Genomic DNA, 18372 nt, shown 5'->3' with positions numbered 1-18372 from the left:
TATGTGCGAGCGCCCGCAGGCTAACAAGGTGAAGTCTTGTCAAAATAAGGTTATTTGTGGCCAAATAGACCGATGCCCCGTGTCAGCGCGCCAGCACAGTACATCCTGATCCTGATCGACATGGTCGAGAGCCGGGGGTTTGCGCGCGAGGCCGTGCTTGACGGCACATCGCTGGCCGATTCGGGGCTCGCCGGTATCGGTGCGCGCGTCAGTGAAGATGATTTTGCCCGCCTCGTCAGCAACGCCCTGGCACTAACCGGGGACACGGCATTGGGCCTGCACCTGGGCATGCGCCTGAACCTGAGTGCACACGCCATTCTCGGCCAGGCATTCATGACCTGTCGCGACCTGCGGCAGGTCATGGAGCTGTTCCTGCGCTATTACCACCTGCTGTCGTCACCCACCCTGCAACTGGAACTCACGGAGCATGAAAACCGCTGTGTGCTGACCACGGTCACCGCCCCTACCGACAATCCTCCGCAGTTCGGCACCGAGCTGATGTACGCCGCGATGCTCAACACACTGCGCGGCCTGCTCAACCGGCAGGATCTGGTGGTCCGGGTAGAGCTCCCCTACCCCCCGCCACCACACGCCGCCACCTATCACGAGGTGTTCGGCGATGACGTACACTTCGATTGCCCGCTGGGGCGCATCTCCTTCGACGCCCAACTGCTCGATGTTGCACTGCCGCTGTCCAACCCCGCCCTGCGCTCACTGTACGAAAATGAATGTGCGCGCCTGCTGGCGGACCTCGAAGAACATGACTCGGTATCGGAGCAGACCCTGCGCCTGCTGCGCAAGCTGGAGGGCCAGTACCCGCAGATGCCACAGGTTGCCAACATGCTCAACCTGAGCCCGCGCACCTACCGGCGCCGGCTGGAGCAGGAGGGTACTGCCTACCAACAGCTGCTGGACCGGGTGCGGGCGGAGCACGCCACACGCTACCTGAAGAACAGCCGCCTGCCGCTGTCCACCATTGCCTACCTGGTAGGCTTTAACGATGCCTCGAACTTCCGGCGCGCCTACCAGAAATGGACCGGGCGTACGCCGCGGGAGGTGCGCAGTGAACGCTAAGCGCTCACTCGCCGTTTACCTGGGGCGACGCGCGGCACAGCGCCTGCGCGAGGACGGCTGGCACCCGGATCATTTCAGCCTGCTGCTGGGCGCATCCGGGGGGCCCAAATGGCTGGTGCTGAGCCAGCTGGATCGCGTGCTGTTCGGCGACTTCCTGCAACGCGGCCAGCGCCCGCTGTCGCTGCTCGGGTCATCCATCGGCTCCTGGCGCCACGCCTGCCTGGCGCAGCCAGACCCGGTAGCGGCGCTGGAGCGCTTTCAACAGGCCTATCTGGAGCAGGCTTACAGCGCCAGGCCGCCGCCCGATGAAATCAGCGCCGCCAGTGCGCAGATACTGGCCGCGCTGCTGGGTGCCGAGGGCAGCACCGCACTGGCCAGCCACCCGCGCTGGCGCACCCATATTGTGACTGCCCGCGGCAGAGGCCCGGCAGGCGCCAGGCAACCGGCATTGCTCGGTGCCGCCATGGGGGCTGCCGCCCTCGGCAATAGCGTCCACCGCCGATTGCTGGGTGCCAGTTTCCAGCGCGTGGTGTTCCACAGCGGCGAGCAACCAGCTCCCCAGCTTTCCCTGACGGACTTCAACACCACCTACACTCCGCTGCGACCCGCCACAGTCGCCCTCGCCCTGCAGGCCAGTGGCTCGATTCCCTTTGTGCTGGCGGGCGAGCGCGACATCGCCGGCGCACCCGCAGGCCACTACTGGGATGGCGGCATCATTGATTACCACTTCGACCTGCGCCACTACCGCGGTACCGGGCTGATTCTCTACCCGCACTTTCGCGCCGACCTCACCCCCGGCTGGTTCGACAAGTTCCTGCCCTGGCGCCGGTCGGGGCTCGATGCGCTGGACGACCTGGTCCTGCTATGCCCAACCCCGGAATTTGTCGCCTCATTGCCGGGTGGCAAGATTCCGGACCGCAGGGATTTCACCCGTCTGGCCACGGCGGCGCGTGTTGCCGTGTGGCGCGAGTGCATTGCGCGCAGCGAGGCGCTTGCAGAGGAATTTCAGACGCTGTTGGCGGGGCCGGACCCGCTGGCAGGTGCGACGCTGCTCAACTGATCATTTCATCGAGGTAGCGTTGGACTTCGGCACGCAGGGGCCGCTGGAACGCCGACGCCAGCAGCCCCAGCTGCACGGACACATCGACCAGGCCATCGTGGAAGGAGAGCTTGCCATCGATGCCGCCGCCTTTCATGCGCACGCTGTCACCCTCCCAGCGGGAGCGCACGCCGTGTTCGCGTTCCAACCTGTCCGCGAGGCGCTGCGCCGCCTGACGCAGATCCTCCTTGGGCATGGTGTAAGGTTTGGTCAGCCGGAATCCCGCCATGATTGCATGCCTGTCTGTGTAAACCCAAGATTACGCCGAGCCCCGGCGCATGACCAGCCAGTTGCCCGCCAGCACCAGGCCAAAACCGGCCAGGCCCAGCAGTGTCCAGTGGTAGTCCTCGAACACCGTGGAAATCAACAGCGCGACCACCGGAAACAGCAGCGAGCTGTACGCCGCCCGGCCCGGGCCAATGTTACCAATGAGCGTGACGTAGGCCCAGAAGGCCACCACCGAGCCAAACACCGCCAGGTACAGCAGCGAACTCAGGTAGCTGATCTGCCAGTCGACGGTGATCGGGACCCCCAGCAGCAGGGCCGATGCGTACAGGGCGAGAGCACCGTAAAGCATGCCCCATGCATTGCACACCAGCACCGGCAAGCCATCCCGGCTGTTGCGTGCGGCGAAAATATTGCCGAAAGACGCACAGCAGGTGCCGGCAAAACACAGCAGCAACGCGCGAAAACCGGCATCATCAAAGGTGAAGCTCTCCAGCTGCGGCATGAATACCCCCACCATGCCCACCAGCCCAATGCCGGCCCCCAGGGCCACCAGACCGCTGATCGGCAAGCGCAGGAAGATCGCACCATTGACCATGTTCAGCACCACCTGGGTCGAGAACACCACCGCCACCAGACCGCTGGCCAGGTGCTCACTGGCAGGATAGATAAAGAGATAATTGCCGCTGAACAGGCAAAGCCCCTGGAAAAACACCATCACGTGGTCGCGCCGTGACAACGGTGTCAGGCGGCGACGCAGGATGAGGTAGAGGAAAATAAGCAGCGCAGCGAGCATGGAACGGTGCGCAATGGACACCATGGGTGCGACTGTGCCCAGCTGGAACTTGATGGCGATCCAGGTGGAACCCCAGATCACCACCGTAATGGCGTAGAGCAGCAGATTATTCATGGCGAAGGCCGCGGAAAAGCGCGCACTTTAGCGCATCCGCCAGCTCGCGCCTACGGGGCGCCGCAGCGCCCCTGCGGGCGCGCTCAGTTGTTGATGAACTCGCCGGCGTACCAGTTCAACATGGCAATTTTCTCCTCCAGCGGCTTGTCTTCTTCCAGCTCATAGACATTGCGGAAGCCAATCACCACGTCGGTCACACCAATGCTTTCCAGCTTTTCGATGCCCTCGCGAGTAAAGGCATCCTGCCCGGTGGTGAAGATGCGGAACGGCCGATCGCGGGTACCGTGCTCGTCGCGCAATTCATTGAGGCGACGAATGTAGGACTCAAGCTGCTGCATGTCGGCCCCGGCGCACATCCAGCCATCGCCAACTGTGGCCGCGCGGCGCAGCGCGGGCTCGGCGTGGCCACCCACCAGAATGGGCGTAGGCGCGGTGGGTTTCGGCGTCATCTTGATCGCCGGCATGTTGTGGATTTCACCCTTGTAACCGAAGAACTCGCCACTCTCCAGACCACGGATGATGTCGATCTGCTCGTCCAGACGCAGGCCGCGCTTTTCCCAGGGCACGTCGCAAACCGCGAAGTCTTCTTCCCAGGGGCTGATACCCACCCCGAAGTCGAAGCGGTTGTTCGAGAGCGCCTGTATGCTCTGCACCTGCTTGGCGACAATGGCCGCCTGGCGCACAGCCACCTTGTAGACAAAGGTAGCGAAGCGAATCTTCTCGGTTACGGTCGCCATGCCCGCTACCGCAATCAGGCTTTCAAGAAAGGGCACGCTTTCCAGAAACTCACGGCTACCATCCTTGTTGTAAGGATATTTCGAACTGGCTTCCTGCGGGTAGCAAATACTGTCGGGGATGGTCAGGCCATCGTAGCCTGCCTGCTCTGCGGCCTTGGCCAGCGGGACATAGTGATCGGCCTCACACATGCCGATCTGGTAGCTGAATCTCATTATGGCGCTCCTGTCTATTGTAATGTGACCACCCGTGCGGCCACCTGAGAAGTACGATGACTGTACTCCGGCGGATGACCCGGGTCACGGTAAGCTTTAAAATAGCCCCCTGCGGCCTCAAATACTAAACCTGCCCCGCAACCCCACACTCAGCCACCCGCCGCCATGGCCAGCCCAATGACGGCAAAAGGATTACACTTGCCCCATGAATGACACCCCGGACACCCCCCAGACCGACGCCGATCAAAGCCAACGCTTCCTCTTTGACGATGCCGACATTCGCGGTGAAATCGTGCAGCTGGACCACACCCTTGCGGATTTGCTGGCGGTTCACCAGTACGCTCCCGGTGTCTCCCGGCTGCTCGGCGAGTTCCTCGCTGCCGCCACCCTGCTCAGCACGACGCTCAAGTTCGAGGGGCGTTTGGTGCTGCAGGCACGCAGTGAGGGCGAGGTGCCGCTGCTCATGGCAGAGTGCAGTGACCAGCTGCTGGTACGCGGGATTGCGCGCGGCGCCCAGCACGCCACGTCCGGGGAATTCAGCCAGCTTCTCGCAGGCGGGGTGCTCGCCATTACCATTGAGCCGCTGCGGGGCAAGCCCTACCAGGGGATCGTGCCACTGTCCGAGAACTCGCTGGCAGCGAGCCTGGATGCCTATTTCGAGCAGTCGGAACAGTTGCAGACGCGCCTCTGGCTGGCCAGCGATGGTCAACACGCTGCGGGGCTGCTGCTACAGCAACTTCCCGCCCAACTCCAGCGCAGCGCAGACCAGCGCGCGCTGCAGTGGCAACATGCCAGCACCCTGGCCGCCACCTTGAGCGGGGATGAGCTGTTGCAGCTGGCACCGGAAACCCTGCTGCACCGCCTCTACCACGAAGACCCCGTACGCCTGTTCGAGCCACGGGCAGTGCGCTTCCACTGCAGCTGCTCGCTACAGCGCAGCCGCAACGCACTCGCCGCGCTGCCGCCCCGTGAACTGGAGGAGATACTCGCCGAACAGGGCCACGTCGAGGTCGATTGCGAGTTCTGTAACCAGCAATACCGTTTCGACCGGGAGGGGCTGCAGGACCTGCTGCAGGCAGGCCCGTCAGGCACCGTCCACTGAAGCTCGCCGACGATCGCCGAAATTTTCCATAATGCGGTTCGCATACCCCGGGGATTCTGACATAATGCCACCCCCTGAAAGACCCCTAGAGGCAACTCTGCCCACAGCGGCGGGCTGCACCGAGCAGCAGGAACACAGGACTCACCATGACCCTTGAAAGCAACACTCCCCGGGAATTCACCGACCTGGGTACGGCACAGCTGGTTGAAGAAGCACTCAAGCGCGGCGAAGGCACCCTTGCCGATACAGGCGCGCTGCTGGTTACCACGGGCAAGCGCACTGGCCGCTCCCCCGCCGACCGTTTCATTGTTCGCGAGCCCAGCACGGAAGACAGCATCGACTGGGGCCCGGTCAACCGCCCTTTTGATGCCGAGCGCTTCGACGCGTTGTGGGATGAGGTTGAAGCCTACCTCGACGAGCGCGACCGCTTCGTATCCAACCTGCACGTTGGCGAGCACAGCGATCATTACCTGCCGGTGCGGGTTGTCACGGAAACGGCATGGCAAAACCTGTTCGGGCGCAACATGTTCATTCGCCCCAAGCAGTACAACATCGGCCGCAAGCCGGAGTGGACCGTGATGAATGCCCCCGGCTTCGTCTGCGACCCGGCGCGGCACGGCAGCAATTCCGACGGCATCGTCATCCTCAACTTTGCCCGACGCAAGATCCTGCTGGCAGGCATGCGTTACGCGGGCGAAATGAAAAAAGCCATGTTTTCGGTACAGAACTTCCTGCTGCCGGAAAAGGACGTCATGTCCATGCACTGTTCGGCCAATGTCGGCGAAGACGGTGACACCACACTGTTCTTCGGCCTCTCCGGCACCGGCAAGACCACACTGTCGGCCGACCCCGAACGCTACCTGATCGGCGACGACGAGCACGGTTGGGCCAAGGGTTCGGTGTTCAACATCGAGGGCGGCTGCTACGCCAAAACCATCGACCTCAGCCAGAAGAACGAGCCGGTCATCTGGGATGCCATCAGCTTCGGTGCCATTATCGAGAACGTGGTGCTGGACGGTCATCGACATGCCGACTACAGCGACACCAGCCTGACCGAGAACGGCCGTTGCTGCTACCCGCTGGAGCACGTTGCCAAGCGCACGGAAGCGAACGCCGGTGGCGAGCCGAAGTGCGTGATCTTCCTCACCTGCGATGTGTCCGGCGTGCTGCCCCCCGTGTCCATCCTGTCCAAGGAAGCGGCGGCGTTCCACTTCCTGAGCGGCTACACGGCGCGTGTCGGCTCTACCGAGCTGGGTGCAGAAGCGGGCATTCACCCTACGTTCTCCACCTGCTTCGGCGCCCCCTTCATGCCGCGCCCGGCCAGTGACTATGCAGAACTGCTGATGAAGCGTATCGAGGATTTCGGCAGTCAGGTTTACCTGATCAACACCGGCTGGACCGGTGGCTCAGGTGCCCCCGGCGGCACCGGCGCGCGCTTTCCGATCCCGGTCACCCGCGCGATCGTGGCGGCCGCTCAAAGCGGATCCCTGCTGAATGCACCGCGTGAACACCTCGACATTCTCAACCTCGATTTCCCGACCGCCATACCCGGGGTCGACGCCAAGTACACCAACCCCCGCAACAGCTGGGGCGATACGGCGGCGTACGATGAGCAGGCGCGCACACTCGCCATCCTGTTCCAGGAAAACATCAAGAAGTTCGACGTCGCCGCAGCCATCGTTGCCGCTGGGCCACAGGCGAGCTGAGCCTGCTGCCGGCACGCGGCGCCAACGCGCCGTTGTGCCGGCACCCCCCCTGTTACCGGCCCTGCACCGGGTCGACCATATCCTGTAACCGCTGCCGGCGGTGCAGCACACTTGCGCCTATCTGCTCACCCACCAGATACAGGCAGGGCACCAACAACAGCGTAACGCCAGTGGCGAAGAGCACACCGAAGGCCAGCGATGTCACCATCGGAATCAGGAACTGCGCCTGCACACTGGTCTCGGCCATGATGGGCAAGAGGCCCACGAAGGTGGTCAGAGAGGTGAGAATAATCGGCCTGAAGCGGTCTTCTCCGGCCTGCAACAGCGCCCTGAGCACTGGGTGCCCCGCCGCCCGCAGTTGATTGATGCGATCGATAAGCACCAGGTTATCGTTGACCACAACACCGGCACAGGCAATCACGCCCAGGAAGGAGAACATGCTCACCTCCCAGTTCAGGATGAAGTGGCCGAAAATCGCCCCCATCACGCCAAACGGCACCGCGGTCATTACCAGCAGCGGCTGGAAGTAGGAACGAAAAGGCACCGCCATCAGGGCGTAGATCACCAGCATCGCCAGCACCAGATATTTCAACATGGCATCCATGAACGCTGATTCTTCCTGCAGCTCGCCATCCAGCGACAGCGAGAGACCCGGAAACTGCCGCTTCCACTGAGGCAGGTGATCGCGCAGGATGGCGTCGACCACGGCGCGCGGCACCACACTCCCGGGCACCACTTCCGCCGAAACTTCCAGCGTGCGCTTGCGGTTCAGGCGATCAATGGTCAGGTAACCCGGCTCGTACTGCACCTCGGCAACCGTCGCGAACGGCACCTCGCCACCCGCCGGGGTGCGCACGCGCATTTCCTGCAGATTGTCTACCGACAAACGCTCCGCTTCCGGATAACGTACCATCACCCGCACATCCTCGCGCGTGCGGGGAATGCGCTGCACCTCGGCACCGTAGAAAGCCTCACGCACCTGCCTGGCCAGGTCGGCGAGGGTAATACCCAGGTTCTCTGCCGCCGGCTTCAGGCCCAGCACAATTTCTTCCTGCGGGTCCTGCAGCGTGTCGTTCACGTTGTACACGCCTTCATAGGACTGCAGCACCTCACGCAAGGCGGCTGACACCGCCTTGAGATCATCCAGCGAATTGGCGGTGGCCACCAGGCGAATCGGCTTGCCGGTTTCGTTGATGGTGTAGTCCAGGTTGAAATCCTGCACCGGCCCCAGGTCACCAATTGCCTCGCGCCAGCGCTCGGAAAGCTCGCCGGTATCCACGTCATCGGACACGGTCTCGATGATCACTTCTATCGTATTGGCATTGCCCGTGGAGTCGATATGGCCAATTGCCGGGCCGAAGGTCGTATAACGGGGGTCCTCGTTGTACTCCTGCTTGATTTGCAGCGCCGCCGACTCAACCTGGTGCAGCACACTCAAGGTATCGGCGAAGGCTCCGCCCTCGGGCAGCTCGATTTCAGCCACCACATAGTCGGAGTTGATGGAGGGGAAGAACGCAGACCGCAGCCAGCCGCCACCATACAGGGCGAGGCTAATGAGCAGCAGCGCGAAAAAGAGTGCCATGATCAACAGGTTGTGACGCAGGCACAGGGCGAGGAAGGGACGGTAGCGCAGGCGGGCAACCCGCGTCATGCCATCGGCAAACCGCAGCCGCTGCAGCTCCAGGCGCCGCAGAAAAGCGAAGCGACTGGGCTTCACCGGAGGCATGTGCGCCAGGTGCGGCGGCAGGATAAGCAGGCACTCGATCAGCGACAGGGCCAGGGCCAGAATCACCACGGACGGTATTGCCATCGCCGCCTGCGCCATGTCCCCGGGCATGAAAAACATCGGTACGAAGAAGATCATGGTGCTGATCACGGCGTACATCACCGGCTTGATCACTGCCTGGGTGCCGTTGACAGCACCGGCGATACCGCGCTCACCCGCCACTTGGCGAGCGTGTACGGATTCGCCCACGATAATCGCGTCATCCACCACAATACCCAGTATCAGCAGGAAAGCGAACAGCGAGATCATGTTCAGGCTGGTATTGGTGTACTGCAGCAGGAACAGCGTGCCCACAAAAGCGACGCCGATACCCACGCACACCCACATAGCCAGCCGCGGGCGCAGGAACAGCACCAGCACCAGGAACACCAGCACCAGGCCGCCGATACCGTTCTTCAGCAGGGTGTCTACCCGCCCCTTGAACGGCACCGAGGAATCCCGCCATACCGACAACTCCACTCCCGGCGGCAGTCCCGGGCGGGTGTCTTCCACCCACTGGTGGACAACCTCGCTGGTCTTTAACGTATCGGGGTTGGAGGTGACAAATACGTGCAGGGTGTGTGAGGGCTTGTCGTTGAAGCGGGTGCGCACGTCAATGTCTTCGAAACCGTCGACCACCGTCGCCACATCGTGCAGCAGAACCTGTGTGCCGTCCCGCGCCGTGACGACGGGGATCTGTTCGAACTCGAAGCGATCGTAAGCCTGGCCACGCGTCTGCAGGCGTATATCGCCACCGGCGTCCTTGATCGCACCGGCCGGCAGGTTGAGGGAAGAGCCGCGAATGGCCGCAACCACATCACTGAAGGTGAGCCCGTAGCGGCGCAGGGTGTACTCGGAAACCTCCACCGACACCTCATAGGGCCGCGGCGTATCCAGCTCCACCACCGACACATGGGACTGCGCGGCCAGGTCGTCGCGCAACCGCTCCCCCAGACGCTTCAGGTCCCGCTCGCCGAGGTTGCCGGCCAGCGATACCGCCGCCATGTAATGCCGGTACGCGAGTTCGGTGACCACAGGCCGCTCGGCCTCCACCGGGAAGGTGTTGATGGCATCGACCCGGGTCTTGATCTCTGCCGAGAGGCGCTGCATGTTGTAGTCCGGCTCTGCCTCGACCAGCACCGTGCCCATGCCCTCACGCGCGGTACAGCGAATCTCGCGCACGCCGCTCAAGTCGTGCACCGCCTCTTCCACCCGCACGCAGATCTGCTCCTCCACTTCGCGCGGGCCGGCACCGGGGTACACCAGCGATATGCTCACCCGGTTGAGTTCAATCTGCGGAAAGAACTGCTTGTCCAGCGCGGGGACACTGAGCAGCCCCCCTACCACCAGGAAAATCATCAGCAGGTTTGCCGCAATGGGATTGTGGATAAACCAGCGAACCGGACCGCCCATCCTCAGCGCCCCGCACCGGCGACACGCGCCACTTCATTGATCTCGACCCGCATGCCGGCAATCGTGGCCGTGGGCTCGCGGACAATCACCCGATCGCCCCGGGTGAGCCCCTGCACCCATACCTGCCCGTCTTCGCTCTGCAGCACGGATACCGGCTTGGCGGCTACCTGCTGCCGGGCATCCACCACCATCACCGTGTCGTCGCTGCGCAGCGCCGAGCGCGGCAGGCCCGCCACCGCGGGCAGGCTGCGCCCTTCAATAGTCGCATGCACAAACAGCCCGGGCACCAGCGGAGGGCGATCACCATCGGGCCCGGGGGCAAACGGTGCAGCGATTTCCGCTACCGCGTAAACCACGCGTGTCTGGGCGTCGATGCTGGCGTCGGTGCGCACTATACTGCCCTGCCAGGACCACTCGCGCCCACCGAACGTGGCACGCAACCGCACCTCGGGCAGCACCGCTGCCGTGTCGCCGGCGCGGAAGTGCAAGGGCAGGTCGATCAGCGCCACCTGCCGGTCCGTCAGCGGCAGGCGCACCTCCATGAACTCAGTCGCATACACGCGGGCCAGGCGCGCGCCGGGCACCACATACTGCCCAGCATCGACAAATTTTTCGCTGATGCGACCATCAAACGGGGCCGTGATTCGTGTGCGCTCCAGGTCCAGCTGAGCCGCCGCGAGTTCCGCTTCGGCGGCGCGCACCGCGGCCCGCGCTGAGGCCAGCTGCGGTTCGCGCAGGAACAGCGCGTTTGCCTGCGTGTTGCCCAGGTCGCGCCACTCCCGCTTCGCCTGCAGTGCACGACCCTCCTCTTCAGCAACGCGCTGGCGTGCGGCAGCTACCTGTGACTCCATACGCGCAAGCAAGAGCTGGTAATCCACATCCTCAATGCCCACCAGGAGGCTGCCTTCACGAAAAAAGCTGCCGGCAGCGAAATCCGTCGCCACGGTCTCCACCCGGCCCGCCACACGGCTCACGAGGTCGATCTCGCGCTGTGGCTGTACCGTGCCCTGTGTACTCACGGACAGCGCGAGTGGAGTGGGGTCGACCGTCATCACGTCGACCATGGGCGCCGCCTGTTCCGGCATCTCCTGCGGCTCAGGCGCAGACTTTCCCGTGAACAGCAGCCACGACAGCACAATGCCAACAACGAAGACAGCCCCTGCCGCGAGGACTGAGCGAGCGTTTTTCCAATTCATGTATCACCTGATGGGCAACTGAGCGACCCTGCGACCGCCGTGAAGAAGACATTATCTGGACAGCGCAATGCTACTCCTGTTCCGGGATTTACGCACCGGAACCGACCGCGGATGCGGAAAACGGCAATTTGTCGCTTCTAGTAGGAACATTCTAATTTTCTTCGGTACCTTGCCCCCTGTTCGGTGTAGAGACGCACCGTACTCAATTCACAAGGAGTAGAAACATGGCTGACGAAACCACCAACACCGCTACCAACAGCACTGCGGCATCTACACAGGCTGCGGCACCCAAGCGTGCGACCGCCAAGCGCAAGGCTGCTCCGAAGAAAGCCGCCACCGCCAGCAAGGCACCCACGAAACGCCGCGCCGCCAGCAAGAGCACTGTGGCCAAAGCGGAAAAGAAAGTCCGCACCTACAAGCGCCGCGCCACCAAGGTGACCAAGGAAACCGAGAAGTCTGCCGCCCGCCTCGGCGACCGCGCCCGCACGGTGAGCCGCAATGCATTCCTCGCCAGCCTGGGCTTCTACGGCAAGGCCTTTGACGAAATGCAGGATCGCCTCGACAAGCTGCAGGCCCGTCTGGATGCACGCGGCAAGGCCGCAGAAGTGGCCTACGCTGACCTGGTCAAGCGTGGCACCAAGATCGAGAAAGACGCCAAAGACATGATTGGCGACATCGAGCTGCCCAAGCAACTCGACACACTGAAAGACCGCAAGAAGCTGGAAGCGCGCCTGGAACAGGCCCGCAGCCGCTTTGCCGAACTGCGCGGCTCAGTGGGCTTCCGCTCGGCGGCCTGAAGCACGTTCCCTACTCCCTGCCTGTCAGGGAGCTTTTCGGGCCACATTGTGGCCCTTTTTTTTGCTCTTGAACGCCAGGCCGACGGACGGAAACAGCGAGTGGCACGGGTTGCGGGTTTTCTGCTTAAATGTCCGCCCGATGGCCCGATGCGCCCCGCGCAATGGAGGACGACGTGAGCGATGATAAAAACGATAAAAGCAAAGTCACTGACAAGGCGGGCGAAATTGCCCGCAATATCTGGCTTGCCGGCGTAGGCGCGTACGGACGCGCAGTCGACGAGGCTCAGGACCGCATGGAGAAGGCCGGGGTGGAAACGCCCAAGCTGTTTCGCGACCTGGTCAAGGCCGGCGCCGCGCTGGAGGACGAGGCGCGCAAGGGCTTGAGCAGCGGCCGCAGCGCACGCAACTCGGTTGAGGAGCGTATTCACCGCGTGCGGGAAAGCTTCCACATGCAACTGCCCGCCCGCGGAGAAGACCTGCTCGCCCTGCACGAAAAAATCGACCGCCTGACCCGCAAGGTGGATGACTTGAGCGCCGCACTCGCGGCCCAGGGCAAACCCGCACGCAAGCCAGCCGCCCGCAAGAAGGCCGCCACACGGCGCGCCGCCGTGAAGAGCAAGCCTGCGGCCGGCCGCAAGCCCGCCTGAAGACGTACCCGACAGCGACAGGGTGAAAACGCGCGACCGCATACTGGTCACCAGTCTGGCCCTGTTCAATGAGGAGGGTGAAGCGCACACGACCACGATCGACATCGCCAATGAGCTCGATATCAGCCCCGGGAACCTGTACTACCACTTCAAGGGGAAAGACGAGATCATCGACGAACTCTTCCAGCAATATGAGGTGGCGCTCACCGATACGCTGACCGCGCCGCTGGAAGGCCCGCTGGGCAACGACCCCAGCCGGGTAGAAGACAATTGGTACTACCTCTACGTGGTGCTGGAAGAGATGTGGCAATACCGCTTCCTGTACCACAACCTGGATGACCTGCAGCAGCGCTACCCCGCTATCCGCAAGGGTTTCCGCCGCTTGCTGCAACTGCAACGCTCCGCGTTACTCGCCATCTGTCACAAACTGCTGGAACAGGCGGTCATCAATACCGATGACGACCAGTTGCTGAGCCTCGTGGACAACATGACGCTGGTGCTGACGTTCTGGCTGAGTTACGACCAGCTGCTGCACGCCCCCCGCGCACCACACATTGTTGTGCATCAGGGCGTGCTGCAGCTGCTCACCATGGTGGCGCCCTACCTGGGCGCTGCCCAGTTGACCTTCTACCGGGATTGCCAGGCAATTTTCGAGGGCATGATCAGCCAGCTGCAGGAGGATTGAGGGGCAGCGGTCTGTGCTCGCAGGGTTTGCGCAGCAGGATGACATCCGCCGCCTCGAATCCGGGCTCGGCGCCTCGGCCGCGGCCCCACCAGGTCCAGGTCTCGCGGCTGAAAAAGCACACATGCGTGACATCGTTCTTGTAGTGCCAGCCGGCAAACGCCTCGGGGTCCGTCACCAGCTTGGTCATCACACCGAGCAGCCCGCCGGGCGCGAGCAGCCCCCAGAGCCTCTCCAGCTCGACCCCCGGCTGGTGCAGGTGCTCCACGACCTCGGTCGCGGTGATGAAATCGTAGCCGGGCTGCAGCACACAGACATCGGGATAATAAAACGGGTCATACAGGGCCAGCTGATGCCCTGCTTCACGCAACATGGCCGCCAGCGCGGGGCCGGGGCCACAGCCAAACTCGAGGCCGCGTGAACCCGGCGTCAGCAGGGCCAGCAGTGGCGTTGCCAGTCGACCGAGGAAAGCACGGTAGCGCGGGTCATCAATGCGGTTTTCGTGCAGGTCGTACTCGGCTTTTTCAGCCTCGGCTGGCAGATGAAATTCGGGCGGCACAAACACCAGGAAACAGCATTCGCAGCGCAGGTAGCGACGCTTGCGGTCCTGATGGAAAGGCCCACTGCCTGCGCCGCAGAGTGGGCAGTGCAAGTCACGGTGCATCTGGTATGATCCACGCTCCACGGCAAACCCGTTCGGGACAAGGAGAGTAACATGACCATCAAGGTTGGCGACAAGATCCCCGCAGTAACCCTCAAGACCATGGGCGCCGAAGGCCCGGTCAACATCAGCACCGACGAGATTTTTGCCGGCAAGAAAGTCCTGCTGTTCGCGGTGCCCGGCGCATTCACACCGGGCTGCACCCTCACTCACCTGCCCGGGTATGTCGTAAACGCCGACAAGATCAAGGCCAAGGGCGTAGACACCATCGCCTGCATGGCCGTGAACGATGCGTTCGTCATGGACGCCTGGGGCAAGTCGCAGAACGCAGAGGAACTGCTGATGCTGGGCGACGGCAACGGCGACTTTACCGCTGCCCTGGGCCTGGAACTCGACGGCACCGGCTTTGGCCTGGGCAAGCGCAGCCAGCGTTTCGCCATGCTGGTGGATGACGGCACCGTCACCCACCTGAATGTGGAACCCGGCGCCGGCGTAGACGTCAGTTCCGCCGACAGCATGCTGGCGCTGCTCTAGGGCACGCCCGGCGCCTGTGGCCGCACACGCCGGCCGCAGGTGCTAGCGCACCAGCATAAAACACAGGGTGCTTATCACCACGGCACCCAACAGATTCAACAACAGCCCCTCTCTGGCCATCTGCGCCGTGGTTATCAGCCCGCTGCCATAGACGACAGAATTGGGCGCCGTCGCCACCGGCAACATGAACGCACAACTGGCGCTCATCGCCGCCGGCACCATGATCAGCTCGGGCGGCAAGTCCGCCGCCACTGCGGCAGCGGCCAGTACCGGCATCAGCAACGTGGTGCTGGCAGTGTTGGATGTGGTCTCGGTCATGAATGTCACCGCCAGGCACACCAGCAACAGCAGCAGCCACACGGGTATACCGGTCAGGCCTGCCAGCGCTTCGCCCATGATGTCGCTGAGGCCGGAAGCAACGAAGCCACTGGCCAGGCAGATACCGCCCGAAAACAGCAGCAGCACACCCCAGGGAATGGTGCTTGCACGCTCCCAGTCCAGCAGTCGCCCGCCGGAACCGTTGGGCAATACGAACATCACCACAACAGCCAGCAGCGCCACCGACGCATCATTGGCCTGAGGCAGGCCCAGCCACACCTGCCAGCCACCGAATGGCTCACTGCGTGTGATCCAGGCCAGTGCGGTGAGGCCGAATACCCACAGTACCCGCTTCTCCTCGCTGCGCCAGGCACCGGTGGTCGGCAGCTGCACAGCCACCGAGCCGGACAAACCGCGGGTGAGTGCCAGCGCCATGAGCGGGATCATCACCAGCACCACCGGTACCGCCCAGCCCATCCAGCGTGTGAAGCTGATGGCTTGCCCGGTGGTCTGTTCATAAACCTGCATGAAAATGAGGTTGGGCGGCGTACCGATAGGCGTGCCGATGCCGCCCACACTGGCGGCATACGCCACCCCCAGCAACAGCGGCACGGCCAGCTCCCGGCGCCGGTCAGTGGCTTCCAGCACCGCCAGCGCAACCGGCAGGAGCATCAGGGTAGTTGCCGTATTGGATATCCACATACTCAGGCTGGCGGCAGCGATCATGAAACCCAGTACCAGTCGCGGACCACTGTCTGCGCCGACCAGCCGCACCATACCCAGCGCGATCCGCCGGTGTGCACCGGAGTGTTCCATCGCCTTGGATAACAGGAAGCCGCCCAACAGCAGCAGGATCAGGGGAGAACCGTAGGCCTGTCCCACCTGTGCCGGCGTCAACACCCCCAGCAGGGGCAGCAGCGCGATAGGCAGCAGGGACGTCACAGGAATCGGCACCGGTTCGAACACCCACCAGAGCACACACCACAGAGCGACCATGGCGACTACCGCGATATCCTGGCTGTACCCCGCCGCGAGCAACAGCAATGCGAGGCAGATCACCAGTGGCGGTGTGCCCCAGAGCAGAATGCGACGCAGGGCTATCAAGGGCGCTGAGGCTCCGGCAGGGGCAGGCGGATGATCCTGTCACCCACGTAAGAGCCGACATACAGGTCATCACCCCGCTGCAGGGCAACGGTGCCGGCACCCAGGGGCGGCCCGGAGCGCTGCAACAGTGTGGATTGCGAAAGCGTAACGGGGTCTATCGAGAGGATGCTGAACGGCAGCTCACTGGGCCGTTCATGGTCCTGCGACAGGCTGCGAAAAATCTGCCACAGGCTGCCTTCGTGGGAGGCCACCAGCAGTTGCCCGTCCTTCGCCCAACTGGCGTTGTCCGGTTTCGGCACGGCCACCGCCCCCAGCAAATCGCCCCCGGGCAGTGCGTGGTGCTGCAGCGCGTTGCCCAGGTAAACATTGAGGAAGAAGCTTTGTTCATCGGGCGCCAACAGAATGCCATTGGGATGCGCCGCCCGGGTGGCAGGCATTGGCGTGAAGCCGTCGTCGCGGCTCCAGTGATAGACAAACCCGGTGTTGCGACCCAGCGCGGCCAGCAACGCGTTGACCAGTTGCCAGCGTCGGTCCGCCATGTGGGTGACCAGCAGGCTGCCGTCGGCCAGGCCGGCCACGTCATTGAAGTTGGCCGCGGCAGGGGCCTCTGCGCAACCGCGCCAGCGTGCCTGCGGGCGATCACTGGTGGGCGCCTGCAACTCGTAGAATTCCACGGATTCACGTTCGGCGTGGTTTACCACCAGCACCTGCCAGCGACCGTCGGCACGGCGGCGAATGTCCAGGCCGTGCGCTTCCAGCCGCGATGTGGGCTGCACGCAGGCGGGGTCACCCCACAGCTCGCGCGGCGCATCGGCCTCCTGCACCGCGAGCAGGGGGTGGACCGAGTCGTCCCGCGTATCCAGCAGGTACAGGCCACCGCTTCCCGCCATCTGCCCGAATATCAGGTCGCGCCCGTTGGGGGCAGGCACCAGGTCCTCCGGGGCGGCCAGGCCACAGATGGACACGATACCGTCCACCGGTTCACAGTGCTCGCTGGCCACCAGCGGCAGGGCAAAGAAGCCAGGCAGGGCAGCCAGTGACCAGGCCAGCAGGGTTGTTATGCGCATAGTCGTCTCCGGGAAGTGCAGCTCGCATCCTGCCCACAGCCCATCGCCGTGTAAAGCCCGGCAGGCAACATGACTAGAGTGAAGCCGCGACAGCCAGTACACTGCGGTGATGAAGCCCGAACGCCCGACTCATCTGGTCGACCCCTTCCAGCGCCGGATCAACTACCTGCGCCTGTCGGTCACCGACCGCTGCGACTTCCGCTGTGTATATTGCATGGCAGAGGACATGCAGTTCGTGCCACGCTCGGAGGTGCTCTCCCTGGAGGAGCTGTTCCGTGTGGCGGAGGCAGGCGTAAGCCTGGGTATCAGCAAGATACGGTTGACCGGTGGCGAGCCCCTGGTGCGGCGCAATGTGCTTTCCCTGGTGGAACGGTTGGGCGCCCTCCCCGGGCTGCAGACACTGGCCATGACCAGCAACGGCTCGCGGCTGGCCGGCATGGCGGACGCCCTGCAACGGGCAGGCGTCAATGCGCTCAACATCAGCCTCGACAGCCTGCAACCGAAGCGCTTCCGCGAGCTTACCCGCACCGGCGACCTGCACCAGGTGCTGGCCGGCATCGATGCGGCGGCCCGCGCCGGTTTTGCGCGCATCAAACTGAACGCCGTGATTCTCAACGGACGTAACGACGACGAGGCGCTGGACCTCGTGGACTTCGCCCGCGAACGCGATATCGACATTGCCTTTATCGAGGAAATGCCGCTGGGGCGCATTGACGAACACAGCAGGCCCCTGAGTTTCTGCAGCAGTGAGGTACTGCGCCGCAGGATCGCAGAGCGCTACCCGCTGACGGCACTGGGCGAACCCACGGGCAGTGCCGGGCCCGCCCGCTATTTCAGCATGCCAGACAGCGCCACGCGGGTCGGTTTTATCTCGCCACACAGCAACAACTTTTGCCACCTCTGTAACCGTGTGCGACTTACGGTGGAAGGCCGCCTGCTGCTATGCCTCGGCAACGAACACGCCGTCGACCTGCGCCCCCTGCTGCGCCGACCGGGCAGCAACCGTGACGACATCGCCCGCGCGCTGGTTGCGGCGCTCGCGCTGAAGCCGGAAAAACACCATTTCACCCACAGCGATGAACCGGAGATTCTCCGTTTCATGAACGCCACCGGCGGCTGACC

Annotated in this window: 17 protein-coding genes; 9 read left to right on the top strand and 8 right to left on the bottom strand. The window is 63.5% G+C overall.

Going from position 1 to position 18372, the window contains the following annotated elements; genetic code table 11:
- The first annotated feature begins 72 nt into the window (after window positions 1–72).
- Entirely contained in the window at window positions 73–1074 is a 1002-nt protein-coding gene (locus G533_RS0109650) for an AraC family transcriptional regulator (protein ID WP_035527429.1), read from the top strand.
- The gene (locus G533_RS0109645) at window positions 1064–2134 is read left to right on the top strand and encodes a patatin-like phospholipase family protein (protein WP_051230165.1); all 1071 of its coding nucleotides are present in this window, start codon (window positions 1064–1066) and stop codon (window positions 2132–2134) included. Before G533_RS0109650 ends, G533_RS0109645 begins: the two co-directional genes overlap by 11 nt.
- Here the strand turns inward: G533_RS0109645 and G533_RS0109640 are convergent.
- From G533_RS0109640 to G533_RS0109630, 3 genes are all read right to left on the bottom strand, one after another.
- Window positions 2127–2402: a polyhydroxyalkanoic acid system family protein gene (locus tag G533_RS0109640; protein ID WP_084638917.1), complete on the bottom strand. Its 276-nt coding sequence runs from the start codon at window positions 2400–2402 to the stop codon at window positions 2127–2129. The two genes, G533_RS0109645 and G533_RS0109640, sit on opposite strands and share 8 nt — an antisense overlap.
- Window positions 2403–2432: 30 nt before the next feature.
- The gene (locus tag G533_RS0109635; RefSeq protein ID WP_027949776.1) at window positions 2433–3308 is read right to left on the bottom strand and encodes a DMT family transporter; all 876 of its coding nucleotides are present in this window, start codon (window positions 3306–3308) and stop codon (window positions 2433–2435) included.
- Window positions 3309–3391: 83 nt separating this feature from the next.
- The gene (locus tag G533_RS0109630) at window positions 3392–4258 is read right to left on the bottom strand and encodes a TIGR03619 family F420-dependent LLM class oxidoreductase (protein ID WP_027949775.1); all 867 of its coding nucleotides are present in this window, start codon (window positions 4256–4258) and stop codon (window positions 3392–3394) included.
- A gap of 205 nt (window positions 4259–4463) precedes the next feature.
- Here G533_RS0109630 and hslO point away from each other — a divergent pair, with 205 nt between their 5' ends.
- Together hslO and G533_RS0109620 are read left to right on the top strand one after the other, a co-directional pair.
- Window positions 4464–5360, top strand: coding sequence for an Hsp33 family molecular chaperone HslO (gene hslO / locus G533_RS0109625; RefSeq protein ID WP_027949774.1), 897 nt, complete (start codon window positions 4464–4466; stop codon window positions 5358–5360).
- A 146-nt stretch (window positions 5361–5506) separates the two neighbouring features.
- Window positions 5507–7066, top strand: a complete 1560-nt coding sequence (locus G533_RS0109620) for a phosphoenolpyruvate carboxykinase (RefSeq protein ID WP_027949773.1) — start codon at window positions 5507–5509, stop codon at window positions 7064–7066.
- A 52-nt stretch (window positions 7067–7118) separates the two neighbouring features.
- Here the strand turns inward: G533_RS0109620 and G533_RS21390 are convergent, their stop codons facing one another.
- Window positions 7119–10244 carry an efflux RND transporter permease subunit gene (locus G533_RS21390; RefSeq protein ID WP_051230164.1) on the bottom strand — a complete coding sequence of 1042 codons (3126 nt, stop codon included), beginning with the start codon at window positions 10242–10244 and terminating at the stop codon, window positions 7119–7121.
- Window positions 10245–10246: 2 nt separating this feature from the next.
- Complete coding sequence (locus tag G533_RS21385) at window positions 10247–11440, bottom strand: efflux RND transporter periplasmic adaptor subunit (RefSeq protein ID WP_051230163.1); 1194 nt, start codon at window positions 11438–11440, stop codon at window positions 10247–10249.
- A 224-nt stretch (window positions 11441–11664) separates the two neighbouring features.
- Here G533_RS21385 and G533_RS0109605 point away from each other — a divergent pair, with 224 nt between their 5' ends.
- The 3 genes from G533_RS0109605 to G533_RS0109595 all read left to right on the top strand — a co-directional run bounded on the left by G533_RS0109605 (window position 11665) and on the right by G533_RS0109595 (window position 13569).
- Complete coding sequence (locus G533_RS0109605) at window positions 11665–12237, top strand: hypothetical protein (protein WP_027949772.1); 573 nt, start codon at window positions 11665–11667, stop codon at window positions 12235–12237.
- A 173-nt stretch (window positions 12238–12410) separates the two neighbouring features.
- A complete protein-coding gene (locus G533_RS0109600) occupies window positions 12411–12884 on the top strand; it encodes a phasin family protein (RefSeq protein ID WP_233248662.1) in 474 nt (157 codons plus the stop codon).
- 22 nt (window positions 12885–12906) lie between these two features.
- Entirely contained in the window at window positions 12907–13569 is a 663-nt protein-coding gene (locus G533_RS0109595; RefSeq protein WP_027949770.1) for a TetR/AcrR family transcriptional regulator, read from the top strand.
- Here the strand turns inward: G533_RS0109595 and G533_RS21380 are convergent.
- On the bottom strand, window positions 13547–14230 hold the full coding sequence (locus G533_RS21380; RefSeq protein WP_205622594.1) for a methyltransferase domain-containing protein: 684 nt from the start codon (window positions 14228–14230) through the stop codon (window positions 13547–13549). The genes G533_RS0109595 and G533_RS21380 overlap by 23 nt on opposite strands.
- Before the next feature lie 51 nt (window positions 14231–14281).
- Here G533_RS21380 and G533_RS0109585 point away from each other — a divergent pair, with 51 nt between their 5' ends.
- Window positions 14282–14761 (top strand): peroxiredoxin, encoded by a 480-nt coding sequence (locus G533_RS0109585; protein ID WP_027949769.1) that lies wholly within the window; start codon window positions 14282–14284, stop codon window positions 14759–14761.
- A gap of 42 nt (window positions 14762–14803) precedes the next feature.
- Here the strand turns inward: G533_RS0109585 and G533_RS0109580 are convergent, their stop codons facing one another.
- Entirely contained in the window at window positions 14804–16183 is a 1380-nt protein-coding gene (locus G533_RS0109580; protein WP_027949768.1) for an SLC13 family permease, read from the bottom strand.
- Window positions 16180–17250, bottom strand: a complete 1071-nt coding sequence (locus tag G533_RS0109575) for an SMP-30/gluconolactonase/LRE family protein (RefSeq protein WP_027949767.1) — start codon at window positions 17248–17250, stop codon at window positions 16180–16182. Before G533_RS0109575 ends, G533_RS0109580 begins: the two co-directional genes overlap by 4 nt.
- Window positions 17251–17359: 109 nt before the next feature.
- Between G533_RS0109575 and moaA the strand changes: the two genes are divergently transcribed.
- Window positions 17360–18370, top strand: coding sequence for a GTP 3',8-cyclase MoaA (moaA, locus tag G533_RS0109570; protein WP_027949766.1), 1011 nt, complete (start codon window positions 17360–17362; stop codon window positions 18368–18370).
- Window positions 18371–18372 lie beyond the last annotated feature (2 nt).

The sequence above is a fragment of the Haliea salexigens DSM 19537 genome (assembly GCF_000423125.1).
In the GTDB taxonomy this organism is placed as follows: domain Bacteria; phylum Pseudomonadota; class Gammaproteobacteria; order Pseudomonadales; family Halieaceae; genus Haliea; species Haliea salexigens.
This window is presented reverse-complemented; position numbering and strand designations above follow the sequence as displayed.

What these genes read in the sequence shown, in the direction of transcription:
- G533_RS0109605 (WP_027949772.1), top strand. Translation starts at nt 11,665, where the DNA reads ATGGCTGACGAAACCACCAACACCGCTACCAACAGCACTGCGGCATCT.
- G533_RS0109630 (WP_027949775.1), bottom strand. Translation starts at nt 4,258, where the DNA reads ATGAGATTCAGCTACCAGATCGGCATGTGTGAGGCCGATCACTATGTC.
- G533_RS21385 (WP_051230163.1), bottom strand. Translation starts at nt 11,440, where the DNA reads ATGAATTGGAAAAACGCTCGCTCAGTCCTCGCGGCAGGGGCTGTCTTC.
- G533_RS21380 (WP_205622594.1), bottom strand. Translation starts at nt 14,230, where the DNA reads ATGCACCGTGACTTGCACTGCCCACTCTGCGGCGCAGGCAGTGGGCCT.
- G533_RS0109640 (WP_084638917.1), bottom strand. Translation starts at nt 2,402, where the DNA reads ATGGCGGGATTCCGGCTGACCAAACCTTACACCATGCCCAAGGAGGAT.
- G533_RS0109650 (WP_035527429.1), top strand. Translation starts at nt 73, where the DNA reads ATGCCCCGTGTCAGCGCGCCAGCACAGTACATCCTGATCCTGATCGAC.
- G533_RS0109620 (WP_027949773.1), top strand. Translation starts at nt 5,507, where the DNA reads ATGACCCTTGAAAGCAACACTCCCCGGGAATTCACCGACCTGGGTACG.
- G533_RS0109585 (WP_027949769.1), top strand. Translation starts at nt 14,282, where the DNA reads ATGACCATCAAGGTTGGCGACAAGATCCCCGCAGTAACCCTCAAGACC.
- moaA (WP_027949766.1), top strand. Translation starts at nt 17,360, where the DNA reads ATGAAGCCCGAACGCCCGACTCATCTGGTCGACCCCTTCCAGCGCCGG.
- G533_RS21390 (WP_051230164.1), bottom strand. Translation starts at nt 10,244, where the DNA reads ATGGGCGGTCCGGTTCGCTGGTTTATCCACAATCCCATTGCGGCAAAC.
- G533_RS0109635 (WP_027949776.1), bottom strand. Translation starts at nt 3,308, where the DNA reads ATGAATAATCTGCTGCTCTACGCCATTACGGTGGTGATCTGGGGTTCC.
- hslO (WP_027949774.1), top strand. Translation starts at nt 4,464, where the DNA reads ATGAATGACACCCCGGACACCCCCCAGACCGACGCCGATCAAAGCCAA.
- G533_RS0109575 (WP_027949767.1), bottom strand. Translation starts at nt 17,250, where the DNA reads ATGCGCATAACAACCCTGCTGGCCTGGTCACTGGCTGCCCTGCCTGGC.